Origin of the sequence: Psychrobacter sp. 4Dc (genome assembly GCF_002836715.1) — a bacterium.
Classification (GTDB): domain Bacteria; phylum Pseudomonadota; class Gammaproteobacteria; order Pseudomonadales; family Moraxellaceae; genus Psychrobacter.
This window is the reverse complement of the sequence record NZ_PJAT01000133.1, coordinates 1-1,553: the sequence shown is the minus strand read 5'-3', so window position 1 is coordinate 1,553 and position 1,553 is coordinate 1. Positions and strand designations below refer to the sequence as shown.

1 protein-coding gene is annotated in these 1,553 nt (G+C 43.2%); it reads left to right on the top strand.

Annotation, left to right across the window (positions count from 1 at the left end; all coding sequences use genetic code 11):
- The first annotated feature begins 49 nt into the window (after nt 1-49).
- Nucleotides 50-1,528 (top strand): aldehyde dehydrogenase family protein, encoded by a 1,479-nt coding sequence (locus CXF61_RS11900; RefSeq protein ID WP_165598338.1) that lies wholly within the window; start codon nt 50-52, stop codon nt 1,526-1,528.
- Nucleotides 1,529-1,553: the final 25 nt, after the last annotated feature.

Below are 1,553 nucleotides of genomic sequence, written 5' to 3'. Positions count from 1 at the left end.
ATAATCGAAAACCAATACTTAACATAACAAATTAAAAATAAGGATGATTATGTCAACCAATACTACGAGTGCATATAGTGACTTTCATTTACAGTTCATCGCTGGTGAATGGCAAACCGGTAAAGACGATAGCACCAACACCAATACCAACCCATATAACGGTGATACGCTTGTAGAGATCCAGCAAGCGACCAAAGATCAGTTGAACGAAGCCTATAATGCGGCGACCCAAGCTCAAGAAGCATGGGCCAAGCAGACACCAGCAGAGCGCGCCGCAGTGTTGTATAAAGTGGTCAACATACTCGATCAGCGCAAAGAGGAAATCGTTGATTGGCTAATCAAAGAGTCGGGCAGTACTCGTATCAAAGCCATGGTCGAGTTCGGTGCGACGCGCGCGATTACCCTTGAAGCAGCGACATTCCCTAATCGTGTTCATGGTGAGATTCGTCCATCAAATACCCCTGGTAAAGAAAACTTCATTTATCGTGAGCCAATTGGCGTTGTCGCTGTCATTAGCCCATGGAACTTCCCATTACATTTAACGCAGCGCTCAATCGCGCCAGCCTTAGCGCTTGGTAATGCTGTCGTGCTCAAGCCTGCTAGCGATACGCCAGTGACAGGTGGTTTGCTATTGGCTAAAGTATTTGAAGAAGCGGGTCTACCAAAAGGTCTATTAAACGTCGTGGTCGGATCAGGCAGTGAGATAGGCGATGCAATCGTTGAGCACAAAGCATCAAGTTTTGTGTCATTCACAGGATCAACTTCAGTGGGTAAACACATCGGTGAGCTAGCTAATGGTGGTGAGCATATCAAACAAGTGGCACTTGAGTTAGGTGGAAACAGTCCATTTGTTGTACTCAAGGATGCAGATATTGATCAGACAGTAAAAGCAGCCGTGTTCGGTAAGTTCTTGCATCAAGGCCAGATTTGTATGGCTATTAACCGAATTATTGTTGAAAATGAAGTGTACGATGAGTTTGTAGAGCGTTTCTTGTCTCATGTTAAAACGTTACAGGTAGGTGATCCTAACGATCAAGGTACTGCTATTGGCCCAATTATCAATGAGAAACAAGTTCAGTCACTTAGAGATAAGATTGATGAGGCACAGAAAGAAGGCGCAAAAATGCTCTTGAGCGGTGAAATCAATGGTCAATTAGTCCCGCCCCATGTCTTTACCGAAGTTACTAGAGAGATGGATATTGCCTATAATGAAATATTTGGACCATTGATAGGAATTATTCGAGCCAAAAATGAAGAGGATGCTTTGTCGATAGCTAATGATTCTATGTATGGCTTATCTAGTGCGGTGTTTACCGCAGACATGCAAAAAGGTTTACGTTTCGCTCGTGGTATCCGAGCAGGTATGACCCATATAAATGATATTCCAGTAAACGATGAAAGTAACGTGGCTTTTGGTGGTGAGAAAAACTCAGGTATCGGCCGCTTTAACGGTGAATGGGTACTAGAAGAGTTCACTAGAACACATTGGATCTCAATGCAAAACGAGCCACGTGAATATCCATTTTAATTGTCTTAAATTAGAATTTAGCTAT

What these genes read in the sequence shown, in the direction of transcription:
- CXF61_RS11900 (WP_165598338.1), top strand. Translation starts at nt 50, where the DNA reads ATGTCAACCAATACTACGAGTGCATATAGTGACTTTCATTTACAGTTC.